Source organism: Paraburkholderia bonniea, assembly GCF_009455625.1.
Classification (GTDB): domain Bacteria; phylum Pseudomonadota; class Gammaproteobacteria; order Burkholderiales; family Burkholderiaceae; genus Paraburkholderia; species Paraburkholderia bonniea.
Genome location: NZ_QPEQ01000002.1, coordinates 170,265 through 193,595 on the forward strand (window position 1 = coordinate 170,265; position 23,331 = coordinate 193,595).

The 23,331-nt window shown below is 59.5% G+C and carries 25 protein-coding genes; 19 read left to right on the forward strand and 6 right to left on the reverse strand.

The features are described from left to right. Position 1 precedes the first annotated feature (1 nt). The 3 genes from GH656_RS14645 to GH656_RS14655 are packed head-to-tail and all read right to left on the reverse strand — an operon-like array spanning position 2 to position 3,497. Positions 2 to 922 carry an ABC transporter permease gene (locus tag GH656_RS14645; protein ID WP_153076809.1) on the reverse strand — a complete coding sequence of 307 codons (921 nt, stop codon included), beginning with the start codon at positions 920 to 922 and terminating at the stop codon, positions 2 to 4. A gap of 2 nt (positions 923 to 924) precedes the next feature. After that, positions 925 to 1,863 (reverse strand): ABC transporter permease subunit, encoded by a 939-nt coding sequence (locus tag GH656_RS14650; protein WP_153076810.1) that lies wholly within the window; start codon positions 1,861 to 1,863, stop codon positions 925 to 927. 17 nt (positions 1,864 to 1,880) lie between these two features. Further along, complete coding sequence (locus GH656_RS14655; RefSeq protein ID WP_153076811.1) at positions 1,881 to 3,497, reverse strand: peptide ABC transporter substrate-binding protein; 1,617 nt, start codon at positions 3,495 to 3,497, stop codon at positions 1,881 to 1,883. Between the two features lie 729 nt (positions 3,498 to 4,226). Here GH656_RS14655 and GH656_RS14660 point away from each other — a divergent pair. The 18 genes from GH656_RS14660 to GH656_RS18115 all read left to right on the forward strand — a co-directional run bounded on the left by GH656_RS14660 (position 4,227) and on the right by GH656_RS18115 (position 18,684). Beyond that, complete coding sequence (locus GH656_RS14660; protein WP_153076812.1) at positions 4,227 to 5,750, forward strand: peptide MFS transporter; 1,524 nt, start codon at positions 4,227 to 4,229, stop codon at positions 5,748 to 5,750. 203 nt (positions 5,751 to 5,953) lie between these two features. After that, on the forward strand, positions 5,954 to 6,412 hold the full coding sequence (locus GH656_RS14665; RefSeq protein ID WP_153076813.1) for an HU family DNA-binding protein: 459 nt from the start codon (positions 5,954 to 5,956) through the stop codon (positions 6,410 to 6,412). 261 nt (positions 6,413 to 6,673) lie between these two features. After that, positions 6,674 to 6,823 carry a periplasmic nitrate reductase, NapE protein gene (gene napE, locus GH656_RS14670; RefSeq protein WP_153076814.1) on the forward strand — a complete coding sequence of 50 codons (150 nt, stop codon included), beginning with the start codon at positions 6,674 to 6,676 and terminating at the stop codon, positions 6,821 to 6,823. Between the two features lie 62 nt (positions 6,824 to 6,885). Further along, complete coding sequence (locus GH656_RS14675; RefSeq protein WP_153076815.1) at positions 6,886 to 7,242, forward strand: chaperone NapD; 357 nt, start codon at positions 6,886 to 6,888, stop codon at positions 7,240 to 7,242. Then, positions 7,214 to 9,697: a periplasmic nitrate reductase subunit alpha gene (gene napA / locus GH656_RS14680; RefSeq protein ID WP_153076816.1), complete on the forward strand. Its 2,484-nt coding sequence runs from the start codon at positions 7,214 to 7,216 to the stop codon at positions 9,695 to 9,697. The genes GH656_RS14675 and napA overlap by 29 nt, the downstream gene beginning before the upstream one ends. Positions 9,698 to 9,706: 9 nt before the next feature. Then, positions 9,707 to 10,189 (forward strand): nitrate reductase cytochrome c-type subunit, encoded by a 483-nt coding sequence (locus GH656_RS14685; RefSeq protein ID WP_153076817.1) that lies wholly within the window; start codon positions 9,707 to 9,709, stop codon positions 10,187 to 10,189. 19 nt (positions 10,190 to 10,208) lie between these two features. Then, the gene (locus GH656_RS14690; RefSeq protein ID WP_153076818.1) at positions 10,209 to 10,838 is read left to right on the forward strand and encodes a NapC/NirT family cytochrome c; all 630 of its coding nucleotides are present in this window, start codon (positions 10,209 to 10,211) and stop codon (positions 10,836 to 10,838) included. 7 nt (positions 10,839 to 10,845) lie between these two features. Further along, the gene (gene ccmA, locus GH656_RS14695; RefSeq protein ID WP_246184320.1) at positions 10,846 to 11,481 is read left to right on the forward strand and encodes a cytochrome c biogenesis heme-transporting ATPase CcmA; all 636 of its coding nucleotides are present in this window, start codon (positions 10,846 to 10,848) and stop codon (positions 11,479 to 11,481) included. Then, positions 11,478 to 12,155: a heme exporter protein CcmB gene (gene ccmB / locus GH656_RS14700; RefSeq protein ID WP_153076819.1), complete on the forward strand. Its 678-nt coding sequence runs from the start codon at positions 11,478 to 11,480 to the stop codon at positions 12,153 to 12,155. The genes ccmA and ccmB overlap by 4 nt, the downstream gene beginning before the upstream one ends. A gap of 5 nt (positions 12,156 to 12,160) precedes the next feature. After that, complete coding sequence (gene ccmC / locus GH656_RS14705; RefSeq protein ID WP_153076820.1) at positions 12,161 to 12,904, forward strand: heme ABC transporter permease CcmC; 744 nt, start codon at positions 12,161 to 12,163, stop codon at positions 12,902 to 12,904. Further along, positions 12,901 to 13,065, forward strand: a complete 165-nt coding sequence (locus GH656_RS17815; RefSeq protein ID WP_174769795.1) for a hypothetical protein — start codon at positions 12,901 to 12,903, stop codon at positions 13,063 to 13,065. The genes ccmC and GH656_RS17815 overlap by 4 nt, the downstream gene beginning before the upstream one ends. Then, positions 13,055 to 13,504 carry a cytochrome c maturation protein CcmE gene (gene ccmE / locus GH656_RS14710; RefSeq protein WP_153076821.1) on the forward strand — a complete coding sequence of 150 codons (450 nt, stop codon included), beginning with the start codon at positions 13,055 to 13,057 and terminating at the stop codon, positions 13,502 to 13,504. Before GH656_RS17815 ends, ccmE begins: the two co-directional genes overlap by 11 nt. Beyond that, positions 13,501 to 15,525, forward strand: coding sequence for a heme lyase CcmF/NrfE family subunit (locus GH656_RS14715; RefSeq protein WP_153076822.1), 2,025 nt, complete (start codon positions 13,501 to 13,503; stop codon positions 15,523 to 15,525). Before ccmE ends, GH656_RS14715 begins: the two co-directional genes overlap by 4 nt. Beyond that, the gene (locus GH656_RS14720) at positions 15,522 to 16,082 is read left to right on the forward strand and encodes a DsbE family thiol:disulfide interchange protein (RefSeq protein ID WP_153076823.1); all 561 of its coding nucleotides are present in this window, start codon (positions 15,522 to 15,524) and stop codon (positions 16,080 to 16,082) included. Before GH656_RS14715 ends, GH656_RS14720 begins: the two co-directional genes overlap by 4 nt. Further along, complete coding sequence (locus tag GH656_RS14725; protein WP_153076824.1) at positions 16,057 to 16,602, forward strand: cytochrome c-type biogenesis protein; 546 nt, start codon at positions 16,057 to 16,059, stop codon at positions 16,600 to 16,602. Before GH656_RS14720 ends, GH656_RS14725 begins: the two co-directional genes overlap by 26 nt. Next, positions 16,602 to 18,179, forward strand: a complete 1,578-nt coding sequence (gene ccmI, locus GH656_RS14730) for a c-type cytochrome biogenesis protein CcmI (RefSeq protein WP_153076825.1) — start codon at positions 16,602 to 16,604, stop codon at positions 18,177 to 18,179. The genes GH656_RS14725 and ccmI overlap by 1 nt, the downstream gene beginning before the upstream one ends. A 160-nt stretch (positions 18,180 to 18,339) precedes the next feature. Further along, a complete protein-coding gene (locus GH656_RS18110; RefSeq protein ID WP_246184321.1) occupies positions 18,340 to 18,495 on the forward strand; it encodes a hypothetical protein in 156 nt (51 codons plus the stop codon). 3 nt (positions 18,496 to 18,498) lie between these two features. Further along, on the forward strand, positions 18,499 to 18,684 hold the full coding sequence (locus GH656_RS18115; RefSeq protein WP_246184322.1) for a hypothetical protein: 186 nt from the start codon (positions 18,499 to 18,501) through the stop codon (positions 18,682 to 18,684). A gap of 206 nt (positions 18,685 to 18,890) precedes the next feature. On the opposite strand, the gene GH656_RS14740 is transcribed toward GH656_RS18115, so the two are convergent. After that, complete coding sequence (locus GH656_RS14740) at positions 18,891 to 20,057, reverse strand: porin (RefSeq protein WP_153076826.1); 1,167 nt, start codon at positions 20,055 to 20,057, stop codon at positions 18,891 to 18,893. Between the two features lie 242 nt (positions 20,058 to 20,299). On the opposite strand from GH656_RS14740, the gene GH656_RS18190 reads away from it, so the two are divergent. Further along, a complete protein-coding gene (locus GH656_RS18190) occupies positions 20,300 to 20,428 on the forward strand; it encodes a hypothetical protein (RefSeq protein WP_281349669.1) in 129 nt (42 codons plus the stop codon). An 83-nt stretch (positions 20,429 to 20,511) separates the two neighbouring features. Here the strand turns inward: GH656_RS18190 and GH656_RS14745 are convergent, their stop codons facing one another. Both GH656_RS14745 and GH656_RS14750 read right to left on the reverse strand, forming a co-directional pair. Beyond that, positions 20,512 to 21,831, reverse strand: coding sequence for a YihY/virulence factor BrkB family protein (locus tag GH656_RS14745; protein WP_153077341.1), 1,320 nt, complete (start codon positions 21,829 to 21,831; stop codon positions 20,512 to 20,514). A gap of 666 nt (positions 21,832 to 22,497) precedes the next feature. Next, positions 22,498 to 23,262 carry a gamma-glutamylcyclotransferase family protein gene (locus GH656_RS14750; RefSeq protein WP_343039018.1) on the reverse strand — a complete coding sequence of 255 codons (765 nt, stop codon included), beginning with the start codon at positions 23,260 to 23,262 and terminating at the stop codon, positions 22,498 to 22,500. Positions 23,263 to 23,331 lie beyond the last annotated feature (69 nt).

The window sequence follows — 23,331 nt, forward strand, 5'->3', positions numbered from 1 at the left end:
CTCAGCGCTCCTTCGGATCGAACGCATCGCGCAAGCCATCGCCGACGAAGTTCACGCAATACAGCGTCAGACACAGCATCAATGCGGGGCAGAGCAGCAGCCATGGCATGGATTCGAGCTTTTGCGCGCCGTCCTGGATTAACACGCCCCAACTGGTCATCGGTTCCTGAACCCCGAGCCCGAGAAAAGACAGCACGGATTCAGTCAGCACGATTGAGGGCACCGTGACCGTGGCGTAGACCACCACCACGCCGACCAGGTTAGGCACGATATGGCGCGCAATGATCGTGCGGGAGCGCACACCCGTCGCGCGGGCGGCATCGACAAACTCGCGCGAGCGCAGTGAAAGTGTCTGGCCACGCACTACGCGTGCCATATCAAGCCAGGAGAACGTGCTAATAGTCAGGATCACGAGATAAAAAGCCCGGCCAAAAAACGTCATCATCAGGATCGCAATCAGCATGTAGGGGATCGCATACATCATGTCGACGATGCGCATCATGATGCTGTCGGTGCGGCCGCCGAGATAGCCCGCAGTGGCACCGTAAGCGACGCCGATGACACCGGAGACGAGGGTGCCTAGCAGGCCGACTTCAAGCGATACACGCCCCCCTGCAAGCGTGCGCGCCAGCAGGTCGCGGCCGAGTTCGTCGGTGCCGAACCAATGCGCGCCGTGCCAGCCAGGCGGCTGGCTCAGTGCTTCCCAGTCGTTGCTTAGTGCATCGTGCGGCAGCAGCCAGGGTCCGATAAAACACGCGGCGACCATCAATGCCAGCAGCACGAGGCTGACTAGTGCCGCGCGGTTGCGCACCAGGCGCTGGCATGCAAGGAGCAGCGGGCTGCGTGAGCGGGCCGCTACGGGCGGCGCGGGGGGGCCGGCCGAGACAGTGGCCGCGTCGGCGGAATGCAGAGTGCGAGACATGGTTAGTACCGGATGCGCGGATCGAGCCACGCATACGCGAGATCGACCAGCAGGTTGAACAGCACGGCGATGACCGTGGTGAGGACGACCAGCCCTAGCACCAGGGTGTAGTCCCGGTTGATCGCGCCATTCACCACCAGTTGCCCAAGACCTGGCAGCGCGAATACCGATTCGGTCACCACTGCAGCTGTGATCGAGGCAATGCAGACCGAGCCGAACAGTGACACGACGGGCATTAGCGCGGGCTTGAGCGCATGCCGCAGCACGATCGTGCGGCCTGGCAGCCCTTTGGCACGCGCGGTGCGGATGAAGTTGCTGGAGAGCACTTCGATCATGCTGCCGCGCATCACGCGGGCGATGGCGGCCATGTTGATGATTGTCAGCAACACGATGGGTAGCACCCGGTAGCGCCACTCCCCTTCGCCCCAGCCACCGGCCGGAAGCCAGCCGTGACCGCTACTGCCGCGCAGCAGGATGGCGAAGATCCACACCAGAACGGGTCCTAGCACGAATGGCGGCACCACATTGCCGAGGTTGCCCAGCAGCATCACGGCATGATCGAGCAGACTGTCGCGCCGCACGGCGGCCAGCGTGCCCAGCGTCACGCCCAGCAGCAGCGCCAGTGGCACCGACAGCCCGCCGATGCCGAGGCTCACAGGTAGTGCCTTCCACACCAGGTCGTTAACGGACCAGTCTGCATACCTGAATGACGCACCTAGATCCCCTCGCAGCAAGGCACCGAGATAGTGCAGATATTGCTGCCAGAGCGGCTCGTCGAGGTGGTACTTCGCATTGAGGTTTGCCAGCACGGCCGCCGACAAATGTTTATCCGTGTCGAACGGCCCGCCTGGGGTGAAGTGCAACAGCACGTAGCACGCGGTGATGACGGCCAGAATCGTTGGAATCGCCCACAAGGTGCGGCGCAAGGTGTAAGCCAGCATGGCGGATGCTCCTGCGCCTAGTGCCGCGTCAGATACATGTCTTGCGACGCCCGCTGGTCGACACGATTCGACAGCATGTAGCCACCCACATAAGGCTTCACCAGGCGCACGGCGGAATACTGAAAGAGCGGAATCAGCGGGAAATCATTCATCGCCAGTTCATGCGCCTGGGTTAGTAATGCGGTGCGTTGGGCCGCATCAAGCTGCTGGTTGGCCTGGGTCACCAGCGCATCCACTTTGGGATTGCAGTAGCGCTGGTCGTTTTGCACACTGCCGCAGCGAATCAGGTCGAAGTACGACATCGCATCGTTGTAATCGACGAACCAGCCATCGCGTGACACCTGCACCTTGCCGTCATGGCGCTGCTTGATGAGCACCTTGTATTCGACGTTTTCCAGTTTGGCGTTGACGCCCAGTTTGGTGCGCCACTCGGAGGTGACGAACAGCGCGACTTTTTTATGCAGGTCGTTGGTGTTGTACGTGAAGGTGAATTCAAGTGGTTTGCTGCTGGAATAGCCTGCGTCCTTGAGTAACGTGCGGGCATAGGCGACGCGTTTGTCCATCGGCCACGCAGCCCACTCGGGCTGGTACACCGCCGCGCCTTCGGTGCCATGCGAGATCAGGCCGTACAGCGGCAGCTCGCCACTGGCGGTCAGCTTTGACGTGAGTAGATTGCGGTCGATGACCAGCGAGAGCGCTTCACGTACCCGCTTGTCCTTGAATGCCGGATCCTGATTGTTCAGGCTGTAGTAGTAAGTGGCGATCTGCTGGCCGGTTTTGAGTTCGCTGCCGAAGGTTTTTTGCGTCTGGATGTAGATGCCAGAAGGGATGGTGTAGGTGTAATCGAACTGGCCCGCCTGGTACATGCGCATTGCGGTTTCATCGTTTTCAATCGGCAGATAGGTGACTTTCGTAATCACCACCTTGCTGGCGTTCCAGTATTTGTCGTTTTTCACCGCGACCAGCCGGTTGTTGGGCTGCCAGTCACTAAGGACGTAAGCACCGTTGCTGACGAAATTGCCCGGACGGGTCCACGCGCTGCCGAATTTCGTCACGCTTGCGTGGTGCACCGGTGCCATCGTGGCCATCGCGGTGAGCTGAGGAAAGAATGCAGCCGGCACCGCTGTCGTGACTTCCAGTGTGTACGGATCGATGGCCCGCACCGCGAGCGTAGTGGGGCTGGCTTTGCCCGCGATGATGCTCTTGGCGTTTTTCACGAATTCGACCAGCACGGTGTACTTCGAGCTGGTGGCGGGGTCGACCACGCGCTGCCATGCATAAACGAAGTCGGCCGCAGTCACGGGCTGACCGTTGCTCCAGCGCGCGTCGTGCCGTAGCTTAAAGACCCATGTCTCGGGAGTGGTGCGGCTCCATGACAGTGCGACACCCGGCACCACTTGCCCAGCGGCGTCAATGCGCGTGAGTCCTTCAAACAGATCCAGCCCGATCGTGTTGCCCGTCGCGCTTTCGATATGGGCTGGGTCGAGCGATTCGACTTCTCCTGGCACCTGGCGCGTTATGTCCTGACTGGCGGATAGCGTGACGCCGGAAGGCACCATGACGGCATCAGCCGTGGGCTGAAACAAAAGGGCGAGCGCACTCAGCACCGTCGCACGGACGAACGTAGTTTTCATGGTTTGAAATCGCTAGAACAGTGAAGGGAGCTAAAACGGGCCTGGGTGTAGCGGAGCATTGCCGGAGACCCCATGCCTGGATTGGCCGGGGTTATTCGTCTGGCATGCAGGGGGGCCTGTCGTGCTTGTTTTTAATGGCCTGTGGCGATATCGGAATCCTTCGCCAGGCAACTGTTTTTTCCCTGCTGAAATTACACATCGTCTCTCTCGTGTCAGCGCTCGGAATTTGACCCGGGCCGATTAAAATTTTGCAGAACATAACAGGACTTAATTGTCCCGTCAAAGCCTCTTTGTTTAAATGTGCAGGAGGAGTGAGTTGAATAAGAATTGATATAAAGGAGGTAACTTTTATTTCGTTTCTGGCATATTGAAAACGGTATGCGGGATGCTTGAACCAAGTGTTGTATGCAAGACTTGACTGGTTTTTGGCAGATTCCTGCGGGGACAGGTTGAAGATTTACTGCAAGATTTTAATTAGCTTTCTTTATCGAGTTTTGTGATGTTTTTTAAACGATCGTTTTAATTATTTGTATGAAAGCTTTAATGGCCCGCTACAAAACGCTTTGCGCATGCAGCAAGAATTTTGAAAGCCTGCGAAATGCTATATGATGAGCGCCGTTTCAGCTGCTGCCCGTCGTTCGTATCTTTCATTTTTCGTGTGTTGCGCGCTGGCGTTTGCGCCGTACGCGCAACACATGCTTGCATGCACAGATGTATACGAGGTTCCAAATGAGTTCATCTTTACCTGCATCTAAAACCCGGTCGTTTTCGACGGTCTTTCTGATCGAGATGTGGGAGCGTTTCGGTTACTACGGGATGGCCGCGTTGCTGGTCCTGTTCATGATCGACCGGTTCGACTTTAGCGACAGCCAGGCCAATCTCACATGGGGCGCTTTTGCCGCGCTGGTGTATGCCGCACCGTCCATTGGCGGCTGGATTGGTGACCAGATTCTCGGCACCCGGCGCACGATGGTTCTCGGTGCCTGTGTGCTGGCGGTGGGTTATCTATTGCTGGCGCTGCCGAACGATCATCTGCATCACATGTATATGTCGCTCGGCGTGATCGTGGTCGGCAATGGTTTGTTCAAGGCGAATGCGGCCAATCTGGTGCGGCGTATTTATGAAGGTGACGACAAGCGTCTTGATAGCGCGTTCACCATTTACTACATGGCCGTGAATATCGGCTCGACGGTGTCGATGCTGGTCACGCCATGGATCAAAGAACACTGGGGCTGGCATGCGGCATTCGCGGTGTGCTGTGCGGGCATGCTGCTGGCTGTGCTGAATTACTTCGTCATGCTGCGCTATATCGCTCACATTGGTTCGCCGCCGGATGACGTGCCGGTGCGCTGGAAGCATCTGGGTGCGGTTGTGGCAGGGGCTGTGGTGCTAGGCAGTGTCACGATTTACGTGTTGCAGCACAAAGAAATTGCCGTGGCCTGTGTGTATGCAGCGGGCGTTGCGATTCTGGGAATCTTCGGCTACATGCTGCTGAAATGCGAGCGAACTGAGCGTGCCGGATTACTGGCCGCGCTGATCCTGACGCTGCAGGTGATTTTGTTTTTCGTGTTTTATCAGCAGACCTCCACGTCACTGACGCTTTTCGCGTTGCGTAACGTGAACCCTGAATTCTCGCTGTTTGGCGTGCCGCTCTTCGCATGGCGGCCCGCGCAGTTTCAGGCATTGAACCCGATCTGGATCATGGTGTTGAGCCCGCTGCTCGCCGTGCTGTATGCGAGGCTGGCGCGATCCGACAAGGACGTGCCGGTTGCGGTGAAGTACGCGATTGGCTTTGCCAGCGTGGCGGCAGGGTTCTTTTTGTATGCGTTGAGCGGCCGCTATGCCGTGGATGGCCGGGTGCCGTCGTGGTTCATGGTGGGAGGCTACGGCTTGTGTTCGCTGGGTGAGTTGCTGGTGAGCGGGCTTGGGCTGGCGATGATTGCGCGGTACGTGCCGGTGCGGATGAGCGGCTTCATGATGGGCGCGTATTTTGTGGCAACTGGGGTATCGCAGTATCTGGGCAGCGTGGTGGCGAATTTGGCGGAACTGCCTTCGGGCGAAATGGACGCGTTGCAGTCGCTACCGCTATATACGCGCTTGTTTACCGGCCTTGGCTGGCTGGCGGCGGCGGGTTCGGTGGTGGCAGTGCTGCTGCTGCCATTGATGCGGCGCTTGTCGCAGGCACACCTGGCCGCCTCATATGCAGCCAGTGAAATGACTGTGGCCGTGGTTGCGCCAACAGCGGTGAAATGACCTTCGAGGTTGCGTTTACCCGCATTGGCATAGCCGCTTGCGCTAAAACCATGCGCGACAGTCAGCAGCACGCAACAAACGGCAGCGGATATGCATAAAGAATTCGCGTGAATCGTTGCGGCACTTGTAGAATCCGGGGTTGAAACGCCTGCATACCGCAGGCGTTTCGTGCATCCACTGATCACACAACTGGTAGGAGAAACATGCCGACTTCCGCAAAAAAGGTGGCCAAGAAGGCTGCCGCCGCACCCGCCAAAAAAGTAGCCGCGAAGAAAGTACCAGCGAAAAAAGTCGCCGCGAAAAAAGTTGCTGTAAAGAAAGTCGCCGTGAAGGCAGCCGGTACGCTTGCGCCGATCAAGGAAACGTTCACCAAGGCTTCACTGGCGGCTCACGTCGCTGAGCGTGCCGAGGTTGAACTGAAGGCAGTCAAGTCTGTGCTGGCCGCACTTGAAGAAACCATTCTGGGTTCGGTACACAAGAAGGGCGCAGGTGAATTCACGCTCTCCGGTTTGCTGAAGATCATCGTGCAAACCGTGCCAGCCAAGAAAAAGCGTTTTGGCAAAGACCCGTTCTCGGGTGAAGAGCGCTGGTTCCCGGCCAAACCAGCTAGCGTGCGCATCAAGGCACGTCCGCTGAAGAAGCTGAAAGACGCGGCAATTTAATTCCGCTTGGGCCATCTGAGGTCTGCCTCGCAGTTTGCCTGGTATGCCTGAAAAACCTCCTGTGTCTGAATAGGCGCAGGAGGTTTTTTTATGAATTTAATTACATTTTCATTAACTATTAATAATGATGTAATACGCATGGAATTGGTAAATTTTGCTTGAGTCAAGTGCAAAGTTTTTCTTGACGAATGTAATTCAAAGCATTCAGAATATTTCGTAATTATTAAAAAATTCGTCCCCGCATTCTCGTGGAGTTTCCGTATGGCCAATGATGTGCGCAAAGCGGAAGAGCTACGCAGTTTTCTGTTCCTCACCGCCGTAATGGTGCCGGTTTTGACCGTGCTGGTCATTGCTGGCTATGGCTTTGCCGTGTGGTTCTACCAGATTTTGATAGGCGGTCCGCCTGGCTGATTACGCATAAATAAAACCTCCTGCTTCGATCAATAAAACGGGTATTTACCCGAGGGACTTCCATGTCTGAAGCATTAATTCGTCCCATTACTGTTAAGCCACGCCAGTCATATAAAGAAGAAGCGCATGGCGAATTACATATCGCGGGCATTGTGGTGCATGCGCAGCAAACGCGGCTTGATGCCATACGCCAGGCGATTGGCTTGCTGCCGGGTGCCGAAGTTCACGCCGTGAGTGAGCTGGGCAAGCTGGTGGTCACGCTTGAAGGGCGTAGCGCATTTGATGTCACACAGCAGATTGGGGCGATCCATGTGTTGCCGGGCGTGTATTCGGCCGCGCTGGTTTATCAGCACCATGAAGATCTCGAATCGTTGAACAAGGAGCTAGCCGATGACGCTCACCCGTCGCGCGTTTATTAAGCAGACTGCGGCCGCCACGGCCGCTTCCGCCGCTGGGATTAGCTTGCCGGGTGCGTCGGCGCTAGCCGGGCCGGGCGACATCACCTGGTCGAAAGCCCCTTGCCGGTTTTGCGGCACAGGCTGCGGTGTCAGTGTCGGCGTGAAAGACGGCAGGGTGGTGGCAACCCAGGGCGATCCGCAGGCAGAGGTGAATCGCGGCTTGAACTGTGTCAAAGGCTACTTTCTGTCGAAAGTGATGTATGGCCAGGACCGCTTGACCACGCCGCTGATGCGCATGACCAACGGCAAGTACGACAAGAACGGTGAGTTTGCCCCGGTGTCATGGGACCGCGCCTTCGACGAAATGGCAAGCCAGTTCAAGCGCGTATTAAAGGCCAAAGGCCCGACCGCTGTGGGCATGTTTGGCTCAGGGCAATGGACGGTGTGGGAAGGCTATGCCGCCGTCAAGCTGATGAAGGCGGGTTTTCGCAGCAACAATATCGACCCGAATGCGCGGCATTGCATGGCTTCCGCGGTGACGGGCTTCATGCGCACGTTTGGCATGGACGAGCCGATGGGCTGCTATGACGATATCGAACAAGCCGATGCGTTCGTGCTGTGGGGCTCCAACATGGCGGAGATGCACCCGGTGCTGTGGACGCGCGTGACCGCACGCCGTTTGAGCGCTCCTAAAACCAGAGTGGTGGTGCTCTCGACCTTCGAACATCGCAGCTTTGATCTAGCCGACCAGACGCTGGTGTTTACGCCCCAGTCTGATCTGGCGATCCTTAACTACATCGCTAACTACATCATCAAGAGCGGCCGGGTTAACCGCGATTTCGTCAACCAGCACACGGTGTTCAAGGAAGGCAACACGGATATCGGTTATGGCTTGCGGCCAGATAACCCATTGCAGAAAGCCGCGAAAAACGCAGATGACCCGAACGGCTCGAAGCCCATGACGTATGACGCATTCGTCAAGTTCGTCTCGAAGTACGACGCGGCGTATGTGAGCAAACTGTCCGGCATTCCAAAAGTCAAACTCGACCAGCTCGCTGAGCTTTACGCCGACCCGAAGGTCAAGGTGATGTCGTTCTGGACCATGGGCTTTAACCAGCACACGCGTGGCACCTGGGCCAACAACATGGTCTACAACCTGCATCTGCTGACAGGCAAGATCGCCACGCCTGGCAATAGCCCGTTTTCGCTCACCGGGCAGCCGTCCGCCTGTGGCACCGCGCGCGAGGTTGGCACGTTCTCGCACCGCCTGCCCGCCGACATGGTCGTGACCAACCCGAAGCACCGAGCCGAAGCGGAGCGCATCTGGAAGCTGCCAGCAGGCACGATCCCCGACAAGCCGGGCTACCACGCCGTGCTGCAAAACCGCATGCTGCGCGACGGCAAGCTGAATGCGTACTGGGTGCAGGTCAACAACAACATACAGGCTGGCGCGAACATCAATGAAGAGGGCTTGCCTGGCTACCGTAATCCCGACAACTTTATTGTGGTATCCGATGTATATCCCACGGTCACTGCCGTAGCGGCCGATCTGATCCTGCCCAGCACGATGTGGGTGGAGAAAGAAGGGGCGTATGGCAATGCTGAGCGGCGTACGCAGTTCTGGCATCAACTGGTGAAGGCACCAGGCGAAGCCCGTTCTGACCTGTGGCAATTGATGGAGTTTTCGAAGCGTTTCAAGGTTGAGGAAGTGTGGCCCGCCGAGTTATTAGCTAAAAAGCCCGAATACAAAGGCAAGACGCTGTACGACGTGCTGTATCGCAACGGTCAGGTTGACAAGTTTCCGCTGAAGGACGTGGATGCCCGCTATAGCAACGATGAAGCTAAAGCGTTTGGCTACTACGTGCAGAAAGGGCTGTTCGAAGAGTACGCCACCTTTGGCCGGGGTCATGGCCACGATCTGGCACCGTTCGATGCCTATCACAAGGCGCGCGGCTTACGCTGGCCGGTCGTGAATGGCAAGGAAACCCGCTGGCGCTACCGCGAAGGCTCGGACCCCTACGTCAAGGCGGGTACAGGCTGGCAGTTCTATGGCAATGCCGATGGCCGTGCAGTGATTTACGCGCTGCCGTATGAGCCGCCAGCAGAGTCACCCGACAAGGAATTTCCATTCTGGCTCTCAACCGGCCGGGTGCTTGAGCACTGGCATTCAGGCTCCATGACCCGCCGCGTGCCCGAGTTGTACCGGGCCTTTCCTAACGCGGTGTGCTTCATGCATCCCGACGATGCGAAAGCGCTGGGGCTGCGCCGTGGCGTTGAGGTCAAGGTGGTGTCACGGCGTGGCTATATCCGTACCCGGGTTGAAACCCGTGGACGCGACAAGCCGCCGCGTGGGCTCGTGTTCGTGCCGTGGTTCGATTCGAGCCAGTTAATCAACAAGGTGACACTGGATGCGACAGACCCGATCTCGTTGCAGACCGACTTCAAAAAGTGCGCCGTCAAAATCGTCAAAGTTTAGGGGTACGTCATGCGGGTCTGGATTGTCCTCGTTGCTATTGCGTTGCTGCTACCTACTGTGCAGGCACAGCCGGTCATTCCGCCTGTGCCATTCCACGACACCTTGCGTGGCACGACGCCACTTAATGAGGAGGCGAAGCCACCGTTGATCGCTCCGACCGAAAACCGCGACGTGATTCGCGGCCGGGCGTATGCGCAACAGCCGCCAACGATTCCACACAAGATCGACGGCTATCAGCTGGATCGCAATGCGAACCGCTGTCTGGCGTGTCACGCCCGCAGCCGCGCAGCGGAAAGCGGCGCAGTGCCACTGGCGATCTCGCATTACACCGACCGCGAGGGCCAGACGCTAGGGCATCTCGCACCACGGCGTTATTTCTGCACCCAGTGTCACGTGCCACAGGCCGATATCAAGCCGCTGGTGGGCAATACCTTCACTGATGTCGCTGATATCCGTCTGCCGGCCAGTGCTCAGTCACAGAAGAAAAAATAGCTCTAGGGGTGAGGTGGACATGCGTGATTTGATCAAGCGCTATTGGCGGACCATCAACCGGCCCAGCGCGTATTTCAGCCTGGCTTTTCTGACGCTAGGAGGCTTTATCGCTGGCGTGGTGTTCTGGGGCGCATTTAATACAGCGATGGAGCTGACCAATACCGAAGCGTTTTGTATTAGCTGTCACGAAATGCGCGACAACACCTATGCCGAGTTGAAGAGCACGATTCACTTCAGCAACCGCAGTGGCGTCCACGCCAAGTGTTCCGACTGCCATGTGCCGCATAACTGGACCGACAAGATCGCACGCAAGATGCAGGCTTCGAAGGAAGTCTGGGCGAAGGTGTTTGGCGTGGTGAATACCCGCGAGAAATTCGAGGCAAAACGGCTCGAACTGGCCGAGCATGAATGGAGCCGTTTCAAGGCCAATGATTCGCTCGAATGCCGCAATTGCCACTCGTTTGACTATATGGATTTCACGCGTCAGAGCCCGCGTGCACAAGAAGCACACCAGCGCTATCTCGGTACCGGCGAGAAAACCTGCATTGATTGCCACAAGGGCATTGCGCACCATCTGCCAGACATGACGCAAGCGCAGGCCGATGCACTCGCGCGGCAAGCCAAAGTGCAACCGAGCCATAAACCATGAGCCATGAATGATGCTGGCGGTTGAGCAACTTGGGTTGGGGCGTGGCGGCCGGATGGTATTGCGTCAGATTGAATTTGTTGTGCAGCCTGGCTGGGCTTTACAGATTCACGGGCCTAACGGCAGCGGCAAGACCACTTTGCTGCGTCTGCTGGCTGGACTGCTGGCACCGAGCACCGGAGTGATTCGCTGGGATGGCGCGGATACGCGTGCTGCCCCGGCGCGCTGGCGCAGCACGCTGAGCTATGTCGCGCATGCGAATGGGGTCAGCGATGACCTCACGGTGCAGGAGCATTTGAATTTTGCCGCGGCGCTCAGCGGCGTGGCCCTACGGGGGGCTGCGGTGGCGCTGACAGCGGCGCTCGAGGGCGTTGGCCTTGAACGGCAACGTCACATGCGGGCCGGGCAGCTCTCGCAGGGCCAGCGTCGGCGCGTCGCACTCGCGCGCCTGGTGCTGGAGCGCAAGCCACTTTGGCTGCTTGACGAACCCGCGGCGGCGCTCGATCACACGGCCTCGGCATGGCTGCACGAGATGCTCGCCACGCATCTGCAGACGGGCGGGATCGTGGTGGCAAGCACGCATCAACCGCTCTCGACACCCACCAGCCAGACGCAGTGCTTCACACTTGAGCGGACCGCCCAATGAGCACCGTGGGCGCGCTCATCGCGCTGGTGGTGCGCCGGGAACTGGCGTTGAGCTGGCGCAAGCGCAGCGTCACGCTGGGTTGTCTGCTGTTTTTCTGCATCGCCACCAGTCTCTTTCCGCTCGCACTTGGACCTGATCCCCTCTTGCTGCGCACGATCGCGCCTGGCGTGCTGTGGATGAGCGCGCTCTTTGCTGCGATGCTCGCCGCAGGTCATTTGTTCATGCAGGATTTTTCGAGTGGGGCGCTTGAGCAGATGCTGCTGTCGCCTCATTCGTTGCCGCTGATCGTGTTCGGCAAAATTCTGGCGCACTGGTTGAGCAGTGGTTTCGCGCTGGTCGTACTGACACCGCTGGTGGCGCTGCAATACGGCCTTGACTGGCATAGCACGGGTCTCCTGATGGCATCGCTGTTGCTGGGCACACCGCTGCTCAGCCTGATTGGTGCGATGGGTGCTGCGCTGACATTAGGCGTGCGCAGCGGTGGCGCGATGCTTGGGCTGCTGCTCTTGCCGCTGTATGTGCCGGTGCTGATTTTCGGTGCGGCAGCCGCTGATCCCGTGCGCAACGCGGCCTGGTCGCAAGCCAATTTTTCGCTGCTTGGCGCGGCACTGTGCGCAGCTATCTGGCTGTGTCCGTGGGCTACGGCTGCCGCGCTCAGAATTGCTATGGAATAGAAACAATGTCACGTGTGAACTGGTTTTATTACGCCTCACCGCGCACCTTCGAGCCGCTCGCGGCACGGCTTGTGCCGTACTTCACGCTCGCCGCGCTGCTGCTGATGCTGGCCGGACTGGCGCTAGGTTTGCTGGTCGCCCCGGTCGATGCGCGTCAGGGCGAGGTGTACCGCATCATGTTTGTGCATGTCCCGGCCGCGTGGATGTCGATGCTGATCTATCTCGTGATGGCGGGCTGGAGTGCGGTCGGCCTGATTTTCAATGCGCGCCTCGCCGCCATGCTGGCGCGTGCGCTGGCCCCAACCGGCGCGCTGTTCACACTGCTCGCGCTGGTCAGTGGCGCGTTATGGGGCAAACCAACATGGGGGGCATGGTGGGTCTGGGATGCACGCCTGACCTCCGAGCTGATCCTGCTGTTTCTCTATCTCGGCTTTCTTGCGCTGCATGCGTCGCTCGATGATCCACGGCGTGCAGATCGCGCCTGTGGTGTGCTGGCGCTGATTGGCGTGGTGAATCTCCCGGTGATCTATTTTTCGGTGCAATGGTGGTACACGCTGCATCAGGGGCCATCACTGTCGTTTGGTAGCGGGGTGGCCATGAGTGCAGCGATGGCCTGGGGTCTCGTAGTGATGACGCTGGGTTTCTGGTCGTATGCCCTGGCGGTGACGCTCACACGTTTGCGTACGCTGCTGCATCAGCGCGCTCAGGCCGCGCCATGGGAAGCCTTGCTTGAGGAGCGTGGCGCATGAATAGCTGGTTTGAAGTGCGCATGATGCTGACGCAAAGCCCTTATCTGTGCGCCGCGTTGTGCGGCACGTTTGCGTTGCTGGCGCTGGAGGCCTGGTTAGTGTGGTCTGCTCAGCAACGGGTGATGACTGCGAGTAGACAGGGGCCTGACGATGCGCGCTAGGCATCGGCGTCTGGCCTGGATCGCAGGTGGCCTGCTGACGCTTGGGCTGGTTTGTGCGCTGGTGCTTAATGCCTTTCGCGCCAACGTGACGTTCTTTGTCAGTCCAAGCCAGATTGCTGCGGGTGAGCTAGCGCAGAACCAGCGCTTTCGCCTGGGCGGCATGGTGCAGCGCGGCTCGCTCAAGCGCAGCGCAGATGGGCTAACGGTGAGCTTCAGCGTGACCGATACCGCGAAAGCGATTGCCGTGACTTATCACGGTGTGCTGCCGGATCTGTTCCGCGAAGGCGCTGGGGTGGTGGCGCAAGGCCGCCTGGAGCCAGACGGTAGCTTTCGCGCCGATGAAGTGCTGGCGAAACACGATGAAAAATACATGCCTCCTGAGGCGGCGGAAGCCGTGCGGCGAGCGTCATCCCTGAGTGCTGGAGAGCGCCGCCCATGATTCCAGAAATAGGCCATTTCGCGCTGATCGTTGCGTTGATGCTCGCGCTGACCACGGCGGTCGTGCCGCTGCTTGGCGCGCACTACGGCATGGCGGGCTGGATGCGGCTGGCATGGCCCGCCTCGCGCGGTCAGTTTGGCTTTATCGCGCTGGCCTTCGGCTGCCTTGCCTGGTCGTTCCTGATGAATGATTTTTCGCTGCTGTATGTGGCCAGCAATTCAAGTTCGGCGTTGCCCGCAATCTATCGCTTCACCGCAGTCTGGGGCGGACACGAAGGCTCGCTGCTGCTGTGGGTGACCTTGCTGGCGCTATGGATGGTGGCCGTCAGTTGCTTTAGCCGCCAGTTGCCAGCCGCACTCGTGGCTCGGGTGCTGGCGGTGATGAGCTGGATTAGTTCAGGTTTCCTGCTTTTTTTACTCTTCACGTCAAATCCGTTTACGCGGTTGTTGCCCCCGGCGCTGGAAGGGCGCGATCTGAATCCGCTGCTGCAAGACCCCGGCATGGTGATTCATCCGCCGATGCTGTACATGGGTTACGTCGGCTTTTCGGTGGCGTTTGCGTTCGCGGTGGCGGCGCTGCTCTCTGGTGAACTGAATGCGGCCTGGGCGCGCTGGTCGCGCCCCTGGACCACTGCCGCGTGGGTCTTTCTCACGCTCGGCATCATGCTGGGCAGCGGCTGGGCTTACTACGAGCTGGGCTGGGGCGGCTGGTGGTTTTGGGACCCAGTTGAGAACGCCTCGTTCATGCCATGGCTTGCGGGCACTGCGTTGATTCATTCGCTGGCGGTCACCGACAAGCGCGGCAGCTTTCGCGCATGGACGGCGTTACTGGCGCTGGGCACGTTCTCGCTGAGTTTGCTCGGTACTTTTCTGGTGCGCTCGGGCGTGGTGACGTCGGTGCATGCGTTTGCCAGCGACCCGGCGCGTGGTGTGTTCATCCTTGCGTTTTTAGGGCTGGTGATGGGTGGCGCGTTGCTGCTGTTTGCCTGGCGTGCGCCGCAAATCGGTCTAGGCGCGAGCTTTGAGCCCGTGTCGAAAGAAGCGCTGCTGCTGTCGAACAACGTGTTGCTGATCGTCGCGCTGGGTGCGGTGCTGCTTGGCACGCTGTATCCGATGCTGCTCGATGCACTGGGGCTCGACAAGATCTCGGTGGGGCCGCCGTATTTCGACAGCGTGTTCGTGCCACTCATGGCCCCGGCGATCTTTCTGATGGGCATTGCACCGCTGGCGCGCTGGAAGTCCGCGCGTCTGCCTGAGCTGGCGGTGCGTTTGCGCTGGGCGGCATTCGTCAGTGTGTTGACGGCACTGCTGCTGCCATGGGTGATGGGCGAGTGGCATGCGCTGGTCAGCCTTGGCTTACTGCTGGCGCTGTGGACCTTCACGACGATTGGCGTCAGCCTGCGCGAACGTTTGCGCCAGGGCGGTGGTTCACTGTGGGCGCGGCTGCGGCGCATTCCGCGAGCGAGCTATGGGATGTATCTGGCGCATGCGGGCATTGGGATGTTTATCGTCGGCGTGACTTTGGTCAAAGGTTACGAGAGTGAACGTGATGTGAGCCTGAAACCTGGCGAGAGCGTGGCGCTCGGCCGTTATCAGTTTCGTCTGGATGGGGTGCAGCGTGTCAGCGGGCCGAACTACGAAGCGCAACGCGGCAGTATCACGGTGACCCAGGCTGGGCGGACGATTGCCACACTGCATCCAGAGAAGAGGATTTTCCTCGTGCAGAAGATGCCTATGACCGAAGCTGCGATAGATCACGGTGTGCTGCGAGATCTCTATGTGGCGTTGGGCGAGCCGGTTGGCACCGGTGGCTGGACCGTGCGGATTCATCTCAAACCGTTTGTGCGCTGGATCTGGGCTGGGTGTTTGCTGATGGCCGCGGGTGGCTTGCTGGCCGCGAGTGACCGGCGCTATCGCGTGTTGCCAGGGCGGCGCAAGCGGGCCGCTGCGACAGTAGCAGTGGCCGTAGCGGCGGCAGAGCGAAAGCGCCCGCTAACCGGGCCAGATGGTGCGGCGCTATGAAGAAGCGCTTTGTGTTGCCACTGCTGGCGTTGGCGCTACTGCTGGGATTGCTGGCGGCGGGGTTGAAGCAGGATCCGCGCAAGCTGCCTTCGGCGTTGCTGGGCAAGCCCGCCCCCGCATTTGATCTGCCACTGCTGCAAACGCCAGATGTGCGTCTCGCGTCGCAGGATCTGCGCGGCCAGGTGTGGCTGCTCAATGTCTGGGCCTCGTGGTGTGAATCGTGCCGCGAAGAACATCCGTTGCTGCTCGATCTCGCCGCGCGTCAGGTGGTGCCGCTATACGGCCTGAACTACAAGGACGAAAGCGCTCCCGCTTTGCGCTGGCTGGCCAGTGCGGGCAATCCGTATACGGCGTCGCTGGTGGATCGCCATGGTCAAACCGGGATTGATTACGGCGTCTATGGCGTGCCGGAGACCTTCGTGATCGACCGTGCTGGCCGCGTGCGCTATCGCCACGCCGGGCCGTTGAGCCAAACGATGCTCGATGCCACGATCTTGCCGCTGGTGCAGCAGCTTAAGCAGGAGGCGGCCGATGCTGTTGTTCCTTCAGCGCAGTGAGCGCAGATGCTGGCTGGCGGCGCTGGTGGCGCTGGCCGGATTGCTAGGGCTCAGCGCAACGCCTGCCTGGGCATGGGTACCGGCATCCTCATCCGCTCAAACCAGCCTCGTGAATGCAGGCCTGCCATCGCCCGCCGTGGATGCCCGGGTGCGGCAACTCGCCGCGCGTTTGCGATGCCTTGTCTGCCAGAACCAGACCCTGGCTGATTCGAACGCGGATCTGGCCGCTGACCTGCGCGACAAGATCCGCCAGCAGGTTCAGCAAGGTGCGACTGATGCGCAGATCGAGGCCTACATGGTGCAGCGCTACGGCGATTTTGTTTTGTATCAGCCACCACTTAAGCCGGTGACGTGGGTGCTTTGGTTTGGACCGTTTGTCGCGCTGGTGCTGGCTGCTGTGTTGTTCTGGCGTGGCCTCGTCAGGCGGCGTGCACGCCAGGTGCCACAGACGCTGGATGTGGCGGAACGCCAGCATGCAGAGCGCCTTCTTGAGACTTTCGATCAGGACTCCAACCGGTGATGATTTTATGGCTGATATTTGGCGCGATGCTGCTGCTTGCATTGTTATGTGTGCTGCCATCATTGCTGCGCCCGGGCGGGTACGCCACGCAGGAGACGGAGCAAGACTTGGCACGGCCCGAGATGGCGGTGGCGCTGTATCGCGCAGACCTGGCCGAAGCGGAACGTGAGTTCGCTAATGGGCAGTTGCTGGCGCAGCAGTATGCCGAGGTTCAGCAAGAACTTGAACGACGTCTGCTGGATGACGCGCAGGCGGCAGAGATGGCGCACGGTGCTACGGCCGCGGCCCGCATGCCAGGCACACGGGCTAATGTGACTAGCGTGAGCATGAGCGTGCTGCACCGCGCGGGTTTGGCGGCGTTGCTGCTGGCCTTGCTGCCGTCGGCCGCGTTGCTGCTGTATCTGAAGCTGGGCAATCCTGCCGCCGCGCTGGCGCAAAGCGGCACGGATACAAGCGAGGCTGAACGCCACGCGGATTCCCCAGCATCGCTCGACGCGATGATTGCCCGCCTCGCCGCGCGTCTCGCGCGCCAGCCCGATGATGCTCAAGGCTGGTCGATGCTGGCACGCTCGTACACCGTGCTGGGCCGTGCTGGCGATGCGGTGCTGGCTTATCAACGCGCACTGGCGTTGACACCGAACGATTCGTTACTGCTGGCGGATTATGCCGATGCGCTGGCGAGTGCGAATGGCGGGGTTTTCGATGCCGCCGCAGCTCAGCAGATACACGCCGCACTAGCGCTTGATCCCGGCAATTTAAAGGCGCTGGCCCTTGCTGGATCTATGGCACTGGACCAGCGCGACTATCCCCAGGCGGAGGCTTTCTGGCAGCGGCTGGAGCATGCGCCTGGCGTGACGCCAGATATCGCGGCTCAGGCCCGCCAGCAGATCGCTAATGCGCAACGGCTTGCACAACAGCCAGCACAACGGCTTGCACAACAACCAGAGCAACAACCAGAGCAACAACCAGAGCAACAACCAGAGCAACAACCAGAGCAACAACCAGAGCAACAACCAGAGCAACAACCAGAGCAACAACCAGAGCAACAACCAGAGCAACAACCAGAGCAACAACCAGAGCAACAACCAGAGCAACAACCAGCGCAACAACCAGCGCAACAACCAGCGCAACAACCAGCGCAACAACCAGCGCAACAACCAGCGCAACAACCAGCGCAACAACCAGCGCAAAGCGCGCCGGCAACCGACGCCACGCCACGCGTGGCCACGAGCCCGCGAGTGCTTGAAGTCCATGTGCGCCTGAGTCCGCAAATGGCGGCGCGCGTGCATCCGTCCGACACGGTGTTCGTGCTGGCGCGGGCCGTAGATGGGCCCCGCATGCCGTTGGCGGTGCAGCGTCTGCGCGTCGCGGATTTACCGGCGGTGGTGCGGCTGGATGATGCGCTGGCCATGACACCCGAGCTACGGCTGTCGGCATTTGAGCGGGTGAGGGTTGAAGCGCATGTATCGGCGAGTGGCGTGGCGCAGCGCCAGAAGGGCGATCTGCTCGGCTATAGCGAGCCGCAGGCGCGAGATAGCAAGACGGTTGAGGTGGTACTGGATGAGGTGCTCAAGTAAGCGGCCGAAGGAGGGTGAATACTTTTCACGCGCGCTAAAGGGTGGAGATAAAGCAGGGTGGAGATAAAGCGTGCAGCAAAGGATTGAAGCGCGTGGCTGTGCGCTAGACTGCCCGCGCCATCCTGACGTGAAACTGGATTGTGTTGCGGGAGAAAAAAACATGCAGCTCTCGGAAGCCTTAGCCGCGAACCGTGCCGCGATCCGGCAGGTGGTTGAGTCTCATCGCGCGAGCAATGTCCGGGTGCTTGGCTCGGTTTTGCATGGCCAGGATACGGGCAGTAGCGACCGCGACACTCTCATTGATCCAACGCCGTAGACGATGCTGATGGACGTGCCCGCGATTCAGGTGGAATGGCAACTCCTGCGGGGCATGCCGGCCGATGTGCTGGCACTCGAGCCTTACTCGATGCCTGCCACCAACAGGTTCTCTCTGAGGCATTGCCAGTCTGAGCAAAGCGCTTGGTACGCGCAGATCCAGCACGCCGAGGCCAGCATCCGCAGCTAGCGCCTAGCCACCAAAGGTAGCCACCAGCGTAGCGAAGGCATGAGTCCATCACCCCAGCGTTAGCGATTCTTCAACCCCCGCCCAATTCTCAAACCCGAATACCCATAAAAAAACCAGCCATCGGCTTAACGCCTCTGGCTGGTTTTTTACTACTACGCTATGCGACAGCTAACTGGACCAAACTTCAGCCCAGTATCAGCCGTTGCTTAGAAGCGGTGACGCAGGCCCAGGTTGACCAGCTCTTGCGAGCTCTTGCCACCGTAACCATACGAACCGATCGACGTTTGAGCGTCAACGACCAGGCCGGTCGTGCCGTCACGTGTCGAGCCGCTTGCATGCTGCCATGCGCCAACCAGATAGATGTCAGTACGCTTCGACAGCGAGTAGTCCGCACCCAGCGAAACCTGGTGGTACGTCGCGCTCGTGTCACCCGACGACTTCGTGTAGCTGTAGCCTGCGCCCACCAACAGAGCCGGCGTTGCCTGATAGTTCAGGAAGCCTTGTCCAGTGTTGAATTTCTCTGAGCTGGCAAAGCCTGACTGAGCGTCAGTCTTGTATTGCGCGTTGCTGTAGCCGAGGCCGAACGTGAACGGACCAGCAACATACTGGGCTGCCACGCGAGCGATGTTGATCGACTTGGCTGACGCGTAAGCGGCGTTGACGTTGCTGCCGTCAAACGTGCCATCCGACGTGGCCGATGTTGACCAGCCTGCACGTGTCACCACGTTGCCAGCCGGGTTCGATGCAGCGAAGTAGCCACCAGCGACCGAGAACGGGCCGTTGTTGTACGACGCAGCTGCCGACCATGTCTGGCCTGCACCTGTCTGGCCAGCGATGCCGCCCAGAGCGTACATACCTTCAACCTGGAAGCCAGCGAAAACCGGCGAAACGTACTTCAGCGCGTTGCTGGTGCGTGAGCTGTTGTCGTTGTTGTCAACGTCGCCAACTGTTGCAAAAGCGCTGCCAAAGTAGTTGTCAGCTGTGATGCCTTGAACCATGTCAACCAGCGGGTCGTACTGACGGCCCACGGTGAATGTGCCCCATGCATCATGTGTCAGGCCAACGTAGGCTTGACGACCGAACATCCGGTTGCCTTGGCCCAGCTTGCCGTTATTTGGATCGAAGCCGTTTTCCAACTGGAAAATGGCCTTCAGACCGCCGCCCAGATCTTCTGAGCCTTTCATGCCCCAACGGCTACCTGACAGGTTGCCTTGGTACATGCCCCACTGGCTGTCGCCAGCAGTGTTGGCGTTGTGCACGTATTGGATCGACTCGTCGATCACACCGTACAGAGTGACGCTGCTTTGAGCGTGCGCGACACCTGCAAGACCCAGCAGGGCCAGCGAGAGGCTAGTTAATGCGATTCGTTTCATCCATTTCTCCACGCAGATGATTGGTTTCGTTATTGCGGACTGGAGAATAACGCAGCGCCCGAAGATGCAAGTAGACTAAAAAAATAGTGTCTCAAAAAAGTGACAGCTGTTTGTCGGGGAAGGGAGGGTAGGGCTGAAATTGTTTCTGTCGGGGATGTCAAATGACGTCATATTGCGGGCATTGTTGTTCTTTTTGACGCAACTTTTGCGGCACATGACATTTTGGGATGGTGTTTTAAACGATGCAGACGCTGCTTGCAAAATTTCTTGCTCATGGCCCTGCTGCAAAGGCCAAAAAATATGCTAGGCGCATCAAAAACCCAGCGCCGGATGGCGCTGAAGCAGGTTTGAAACGCGCGTTTTTTGTGTGATTAAGGGGGTAGACGCAGGGGGGTAGACGCAGGAGCTCAGACGCAGGCTTACCCGCACCTGAGCGGCTATGCCCCTAAAGGCATCAGCGGCGGCGCATGACCCGGGCCGCGAGCGCAAAGGCGAGCCCTGCCGTGAGCACAATGGGCCCCCACGGGTGACGTTTGATTTGTTGATTGGCATCGGCGGCATGACGGCCCGCCTGCACCACCATCGAGGCGGTTGCGCGCACCGCCTGAGCTTCGGCGTCAGCCAGCCGCTGGCCAACCTCACGCGCGACTTCTTCCAGATGATTGGCGCGCCCGGGCGGGCTGGTGTCCGCGTTGGCGCTGCTGGTTGGTGCTGCGTCAGCGGTTAAGGAGGCAGCGGCAACTAGCGCTGCATTGGCCGCCGAGTGATTCCCGGCCGGCGCTGAATCTGCCGTAACTGCGTCAGCGTTTTGCGGCAGCGCAGTTGACGCTGCGATCACCGACGCTAGCGTGGCCCGGCTGCCAGGTGGTGGCGCGCTATCCATTTGCGCCCACGCACCGCGCGGATCGTATAACCGGCCACGTGCCGCCGAGAATTCCGCGCCAAGCAGCAAAACTGCCGCCGAAAAATACAGCCACATCAGCAGCACTGCGAGCGACCCGGCCGCACCAAATGAATTGGCCATACCCGCATGAGCCAGATACAGCGCAAAGAGTTTTTTCCCCGCCGAAAACAGCAGCGCGGCGATGCCTCCGCCCACGAACGCATCACGCCAGCGCACGCTGGCATCGGGCAGGAATTTGAGCAGCCCGGCGAAGGCGACGGCCAGCACCAGCACGCCAATTAGCAACTGCAATAAATTGCCGATCACCACATACGGCGAATTGCCCCACAGCCACCGGCCGACAAACGTCAGCGTGGCATCGAGCACCAGTGACACGATCAGCAAAAACGCCACGCCCAGCACCAGGCCAAATGAGATCAAGCGCACGCGCACCAGCGCAAGCACGCTGGAGGTGCGCGGCCGGGTGTTGGGCCAGACGATATTGAGTGCGCTGTTGAGCGATGAAAAGGTCGCCGACGCGCCCACCGCCAGCATCGCCAGTGAGATCAACGCCGCGATGCCGCCCGCGTTGCCGCTCCGGTGCGCGTTCTCGACGATGGTTTGCACGCCGCTGGCTGCTTCGTTGCCTAGCAGGCCATGAACCTGATTGAAGACCTCGCCGCGAGCGGCTTCGGCACCAAAAAACCAGCCCGCCACCGCGATCACCATCACCAGCATTGGCGCGAGCGAAAACGCGGCGTAAAACGCGATGCCCGCAGCCATTGCGGCGCAACGGTTGTCGGAAAACTGTTTGAGTGCGCCGATGGCCCATGACGCATGCTGGCGAGCTGCGGTTTGAAGTTTGCTGGGGGAAAGGGCGTCCAGGTCCATGTTGTCCTTGTGCGCAAGCGTGATGATCGGGTGCGCTGGGACGCGTAGGCATAGGCGAAACAGCGCGCGATGGGCGGCGATGGTCTGGCTAGCGGGCTGGGATGCGGGTGCGCTCTGCCGCTGCTGCAAGCGTCTCGGGTGTGTCCTGCAAGGCCGCGCCGCCAGAATTGGCCGCCACTATAGCAAGGCCAGATGGTGCGCCAGGCCGGATCACGGCAACGGGGCGGGCGGTAAGGCAAAGAACGCTCAACGGCTCGGGCCGGGTAGCGGCCTGAGCCGTTGAGCGTCCGCGATGAGCAAGCTGGAGAGCCTGGGCGGGGGTGTTCGCTGGGCGTTAAGCTGGCGATTAAACAACCATTAAGCCGACTGTTAAGTGACCGTTAAGACGGTCATTAAACGGTCATTAAACTGATCATTAAGCGGCCATTAAGCGGCCATTAAGTGGCCGTTAAGCCGGTCATTAAGTGGTCATTAAACGGTCGTTAAGCCAGCCATTAAGCGCTCATTAAACCAGCAGCGACATTGAACGTGACGTATGCATCCTTTGTGCGTGGGCGCGCTGCGTGATTCGCCCAGCCTGTGCCTGCTGGTTCAGCGCACAGCGCGAAGTGGTTGCGGCAAAGGCCTGTGCCGCAAGGCCATCAGGCATTGAGAAATTCGTGTTCGTTACCGCAGACCGTTGCGCTCTTCTATTGGCAGCAGATTCTTCGCTGCGTAATCTTCGGAAAACATCCGCTTGGCGAAGGTGGGAACATGCTCGGCCAGCAAGGTGTCGACCGCCTGATAGTCCTTGTCGGCTACCCATGGCCGCCGTGCACGTAGACGATCATTTAGCCAAAAGGCGCTCCAGCCCTGAGTTGTCTCGATGAGTTCGCGGGCATAGGCTTCCCCAAATTCCAGGCCTCCTTCGACTACGACATCAACATACGATTCCAGCAAGGGATATCTGGCGTCAGCAGACGGTAGGCCCGTGCCAGGCTCCTGTCCCGCCATATCGGGGATGTAGACCCAGATCCGGCCTCGCTCGGGCAAGCGCTGCCACGATATCGCCTCGATGTCGTGGCGCGGCACCTCTACCCGGACATAGCCCTTCTCTCGCGCATCGAAAGCTGCCATGTCATTGCCTTCGACCGGATAGAGCACGCCATTGATCGTCATCGCCTGTTCACCCGGCAGAGGGCGGCGCAATCCAAGCGCAGTGAAGCCCGACGGGGAGCGGTCATTCCAACTGCGGATATAGCCAAACGCCGTGGAAACGCGGACTGGAATAGCCGCTATAGGTTTGCTGGCTGTGGCGTTTCGTGATGCGCTATTGATGAGGGAGCCATAGCCGAAAATGAAGTTGTCCGGCTGGTTGGGCAATGGCTTACCCCAGTATGTTTGCGCCTGGGCTATTGAGGATAAGCCTGCAAACAGGAGCAACAGGAGCACGGCGCATGCGCGGAATAGCTTTGACATCTTCGGTGTTGTTTCGTTATTTCCAGATCGTGAAATCTGCTA